4 protein-coding genes are annotated in these 5,786 nt (G+C 46.9%); 3 read left to right on the top strand and 1 reads right to left on the bottom strand.

The window, feature by feature from the left end; all coding sequences use genetic code 11:
- On the bottom strand, nucleotides 1–1,059 hold a 1,059-nt coding region (locus Q7P41_RS01850), incomplete at its 3' end, for a glycosyltransferase family 1 protein (RefSeq protein WP_303881695.1).
- A gap of 229 nt (nucleotides 1,060–1,288) precedes the next feature.
- Here Q7P41_RS01850 and Q7P41_RS01845 point away from each other — a divergent pair.
- From Q7P41_RS01845 to Q7P41_RS01835, 3 genes are all read left to right on the top strand, one after another.
- Nucleotides 1,289–3,313 (top strand): YjbH domain-containing protein, encoded by a 2,025-nt coding sequence (locus Q7P41_RS01845; RefSeq protein ID WP_303881694.1) that lies wholly within the window; start codon nucleotides 1,289–1,291, stop codon nucleotides 3,311–3,313.
- A gap of 2 nt (nucleotides 3,314–3,315) precedes the next feature.
- A complete protein-coding gene (locus tag Q7P41_RS01840; RefSeq protein WP_303881693.1) occupies nucleotides 3,316–5,565 on the top strand; it encodes an SLBB domain-containing protein in 2,250 nt (749 codons plus the stop codon).
- Nucleotides 5,566–5,593: 28 nt separating this feature from the next.
- The coding region (locus Q7P41_RS01835) for a hypothetical protein (RefSeq protein WP_303881692.1) at nucleotides 5,594–5,786 on the top strand (193 nt) is incomplete at its 3' end.

Below are 5,786 nucleotides of genomic sequence, written 5' to 3'. Positions count from 1 at the left end.
CTTTGATGCCAAATCTTCGTCGGTCAAAATTTCGTACATGGCTTCAGCTATTTGCTCTGGCGAATCTGGGTCCACCAAAAGCGCAGCATCTCCGACAACCTCGGGCAAAGAAGACACATTAGAAGTGATGACAGGAGTGCCACAGGCCATAGCTTCCAGTGGAGGCAAACCGAATCCCTCCCACAAAGAAGGAAAGACAAACACGTCAGCTCCTGAATACAGGAGGGGTAATTCTTCTTGAGGCAAATATCCAAGAAAGCGAATCTTATCCCTGACGGTTTTATCAAGATTCTGGTATGTCTTATTGAATGCTTTGTTCTTCCACCCTCTACCTCCTCCAAAGACCAAATCCGGTACCCGCTTTATCTCCATCATTTTACACAAAACATTATATGCATTAAGCAACCCGACTGCGTTTTTTCTGGGCTCCAAGGTGCCCAAGAATAAGATATATCGCCCTAATGAATGTTTTCGCTTAAAAGCATTTAACGAATGTATATCTGCTATAGGCCCATAAATATCATGATTCACGCCAAGAGGTATAACTGCTATCTTTTCATTAGGGTAATTATAAAAATTGATTATATCGTTTTTGGTGCTCAATGACGGAACGATAACCCGGTCTGCAATATCCAAAGAAAATCGCAGACAAGCTTTTAATGTGATATAGTTCTTGAGTTCTATTGTTCTGGGGAATCGAAGAAAGGCGAGATCGTGAACGGTCAAAACTGTTTTGGCTCCTCTAATTGGAAAGGCTATAAAATTGGTAAAATGGACCATATCTACTGCGGTTAACAGCAGCCGAGAAACTATTTTTCCAAAACATTTGGATAAGAGTGAGACAAAAGCTCTAGGCAAGGGAGCATAAAAATGATAACGTGTTTTTGGCCTTGCATTCCATCCGAGCGGTAAATCTGGGTCTTTGGATTTTAGACTAAGAGAAAATAATAAGAATTCGTCTTCTGTAAAATTGATAAACTGTTCCAACAAGCTATAACAATACCATCCAACACCTGTTTTCTGTTTCAACAGCGGAGAGCAATCGAAGGCGATTTTCATGACAACACCTCACGCAACTCGTAGCACCCCTTGTTTTTCTTTGTAACTTGACGTTTAGGCCTTCGTCAATATAATATGTTTGACAGCCTTGTAGTGCAACGAGAAATCAAAGGGCTTTATAAATCTCCAGTCTTTCAAATTGGAGTGAAGAGCGATAAAAGGACTTTTATGTTTCTTCGCCGCTTTTTTTATTTTATTGCATCCGGTCTTTCAAGCACAATTGCAAGCCATGTCCCCGACAAACGGAGGCATTACCGGCCTTTGGGAATACCCAACCGCCGAAATCTTAAATGACGGACAGGGAAGATTTGGTTACACCGATGCAAATCCCTACATTACATATTACCTTGCCATGGGTTATCTTCCAAATGTCGAACTTAACTTTCGAATCACTCATGTTACAAATGTTCCTTTAAATTTAGAAAAATACCCCCGATTTGGCAGCTATAAAGATCACGAGTTTGACGTCAAATATCTGCTTTTACCTCAGGAAGACTTGAAGCCAGCCATAGCCGTTGGCATCATGGACATAAGCACTACGGAACATTTCAGGTCTCACTATATAGTGAGCACTTATAGGATTGGTGACTTTGCTTTTACTGGAGGCTGGGGCTCGGATCGCATGGGAGGTTCCTTTTGGGGAATGTCGTGGCAACCTTACGACTGGTTAGAGTTAAAGGGCGAGTACGGATCTATGGATTACAGCAAAGACATATTCGGCAGAAAACGCCCCATAACCAAAGTCGATGCCGATTATAACTACGGAGCCGTTATTAAAACCTCTTGGGCCGATATAAGCGTGAGCTATCAAAGAGGAGATGAGCTGTGCATTGCTGTGTACCGTCCATTCGATTTGCGAGACCGCCCGATATTCGGCAATAAAAAACGCTCATATCAAAAAGCTCCTTTAAATAACTTGAAATCTTGGGCAGACGTGGGTACACTTGATCTCATCAGCGATGTATCTGTCGTCATCCCAAACAGACTAGGGGTTAGAAATGTCGAGGTAAAAGCTGACCGGCGCAATAAAAACTTACTCATAAGTTACGAAAACGTGGGCTATAGCTCGGAGGCGGAGGCCATGGCGAGGGTTTTATACCTCGCTTCTCATCTCATTCCCTGGGACACCGAAGCCCTCGTACTGAGGGCATGCGTTCGAGGAAAACCCGTGACCTGCGTCGAAATTCCTGGCGAGCACTGCGCGCTTTTGAGGTTAAACGCCCTTAGAAAAGAATATGCTCAAGAGACAATCGCTTACTGGGCAGACCCATCTTCAAAAGAAATCGACGAGGAGATCTGGAGCTACAGGACAGACCCGACGGCCCCGGACAAGGGGGAACACATTTACAAAGCTTACGTTGCATACGAACCCAGGATTTTACGGTCAGACTACGAAGATTACGATGCCCGTTGGAGCGTCGACGTGGCTTATGAATGGAACTCCACCCATGGCCAGGGAGGTGTCTTTGACGTTCGCATCCCCGTAAAAAGACATGGCAAGGAAGAAGACTTCGCGTATGAACCATGGACCAACGAAAAGACAAGAATATGGCAGGCAGTGTTTAGCAACATGGAGCGTATTGATAAGAACACTTTCGAGCTTTACGAAGCCGGATGGCTTGACGCCCTTTGGTTTGGCGGAAATTATTGGAGGCGGACTTATTTCGATAATGGTCGTTATTTCACAGGGATAAGGCTTGGATTAGTCCACGAACGAGACCCCGAGGGCTTTGCATCCTTGGCAGATGACCCTATCTGTCTGTATCATGACGGATGTGAGAACATCGACTTGGAAAACGATGGCTGGATGGGAGCTGCTTTGTTTCAGGTTGGATATCACGAACCTCGCTACGATTTGGATCTTATGGCCGAAGTGGGAAAGTTTGTCGACGATGACGATACAGGCTTTAAATTGTCGATGATGAGACATTGGGATGACGTCGGAATCGGGTTTTACGTAACGCGTGCTGATAGATTGAGATCGGGCAAGGATTACTCCTTCGTCGGAGTCGAATTAGAAATACCTACGAACATATTCTTTGGATCTGACACGAATTATATATGGAATCAGGATATAATAATGACGGGCGGTTGGCCTTACTATACCGGCAGAGTGCCATGGCATTGGAAGGATCCCGATCTAATGTGGGGACAGCTGAATCCCGATAGATTGATAAAAAATTTATACGAACGGCTAGAAGAAGGCCAAAATATGGCAAAAGATGAGAAATATCGATTTACAGGGAGGCAATAGGCATGTACCGCGAAAAGTTAAAGTTTGTTCTTATCCTTTCTTTCATTGTTGTTTTTATGTGTTTTGTATCGTTTGTTCTTATGGCTCAGGCGCAAGAAGGCGTGACTTCAGCCCCGGGTGGACCAGCACAAATCCCAAGCGGAGGCACTGGCCAAGCTCCAGGCTTGCCGCCGAGCCTTCAAAACATTCAGAACATATTGCAAAATGCAGCGCCAGAAGCCCCTGCCCCACAGCCAAGCGAGCCAGCGCCTCAAGTTGAGGTTGAAGCAGAGACGCCCGCCGTTCCGGCTCCATTACCGGAAGTAGGCGAGGAGATGACACCAGAGGCCTTTAGCGCCCTCACTGACGCCCAGCTGGACCAGCTTTTTTTAAGCACCCCTGCTTCCCAGGTCATGCGGATGCTTCCCAGATTTGGATTAGATTTCTTCAGGCGGGCTCCTTCGACGTTTGCCCCCGTGACGGCCGTACCGGTAGGCCCCGACTATGTGATAGGTCCAGGCGACGAAATTCGGATCTCCCTTTGGGGTATGGTAGAAGGGCAGTGGAATGTCGCGGTCGATCGCGATGGCAATTTAAACCTTCCCCGCGCCGGAGTCATAGGAGCAGCTGGTATGACCTTTTCTCAGTTACAAGATGCCATCAAAAAAGAATACTCTCGATATTATACTGATTTCGATTTAAACGTCACCATGGGACAACTTCGCACTATTCTAGTTTACGTCGTTGGCAACGCAAGAAGACCAGGAGCCTACACGGTATCTTCCCTCGCGACCTTGGTCAATGCGTTAGTCGTATCGGGAGGACCTAACCAAACGGGATCGATGCGCAACATACATGTTCGCCGAAACGGCGAAATCGTAACCACCTTTGACATGTACGACATGCTCCTTGAAGGAGACACCTCTAAAGACATACGTTTGATGCCGGGCGACGTTATATTTATAGGCGAAGTCGGGCCCTTGGTGGGCGTCGTAGGCAACGTAAAAAGGCCCGGATTATACGAAATAAAAGAAAGAGTCAGGCTTGGCGAACTAATCGATATGGCAGGCGGCCTTACAGGACAGTCATTTAAAGGCCGCGTTCAAATCATGCGAGTTGAAAATCGCCAATACCTTACTCTACTTGAAGGCGACTTAGATACATTGGGCGCAGATTTCTTGCGAAAGTTCGCCGTCCAAGATGCTGACATCGTACGCCTCTTCCCGGTAGCTCGAAGCACGAGGACGGCACGTATAACGGGACCTGTGGCAACGCCAGGCGAGTACGCCATAGAACCGGGGGTAACCAAGCTTTCGGAAGTCATAAAAAGGGCGGGCGGATTAAGCTACATGGCTTCAAATCAGGCCGAGTTAACGAGGGTAATAGTTACGCAAGAAGGCCCTGTCACTCAACATTTGCACATAAACCTGGAAAAAGCCCTGGGTGGAGATCCGCAAAACGACATCCCTCTGGAAATGAACGATTACATTTTTGTCAGGACCGTGCCGGAGTGGGATTTATACGCCACCGTCACCATTTCAGGAGAAGTTAAATACCCCGGGGTCTACACAGTAAAAAAGGGTGAGACTTTGTCCGATCTCATAGAACGTGCAGGCGGCTACACGGACCGCGCCTTCCTGCCGGGGGCCATATTCACCAGGGAATCGGTTCGTGAATCGCAACAGCGCGGCATAGAGGAAATGGTCCAACGTTTGGAACGAGAACTTTACACGGCAAGCGCTGCAGGCACCGCTTCTTCTTTGACGACTGAGGATGCACGATTGGTCGAACTGGAAACACAGCAAAAAAGCAGGATGCTTGACGTGTTAAGACAAACAAGAGCCACAGGACGGGTGGTCATAAGGCTTGAAGATCCGCCTACGTTGCTTAAAAAAACTCCCTATGATTTGGTGCTTGAGGAAGGCGATCGCCTTCACATACCACGCGAGGCTCAAACCGTAAACGTCGCCGGCAACGTTCTCAATCCTTCTTCGTTCATATATGAGCCTTATACAACTCACCAAGACTATATCGAAAAAGCCGGGGGATACGGCAGAACTGCGGACAGGGGCAGGGTATATGTCTTAAAAGCCGACGGCAGCGCGATGCGCGTAGGGAATTTAAAAAAACCACCCTATCTCGAGCGTGGCGACACTGTTATTGTTCCAGAAAAAATCCAGGTCGTATCAGACCTTAGAATGACAAGGGACATAGTAGATATCGTCTACAAGACAGCCATAAGCGCAGCCGTGGTCGTGGATGCATTTGACTAAAGGCCGGTCTTTGAAGGAGTGAATTATATTGGCAGCGGATGAGCAAAAGAAAGAAAACCTAAACCCAAACACAGAGGAACAGGTATCTGTGCCAGGTGAAGGGTACTATCAATACGAGGAAGACGAGATCGATCTGCTCGATCTAGCATTAGTGTTAGCCAAACACAAAAGGTTGATCATAGGTATCGCCTTTGTTGCCTGTCTTGTCGCTTTAATATTGG

It is taken from the genome of Acetomicrobium mobile (assembly GCF_937920065.1).
The sequence above is the reverse complement of the archived record's forward strand: the minus strand, read 5'-3'. Positions and strand labels throughout refer to the sequence as shown.

Excerpts from the sequence above, each read along its gene's own strand:
- Q7P41_RS01845 (WP_303881694.1), top strand. The coding sequence starts at position 1,289 with ATGTCCCCGACAAACGGAGGCATTACCGGCCTTTGGGAATACCCAACC.
- Q7P41_RS01840 (WP_303881693.1), top strand. The coding sequence starts at position 3,316 with ATGTACCGCGAAAAGTTAAAGTTTGTTCTTATCCTTTCTTTCATTGTT.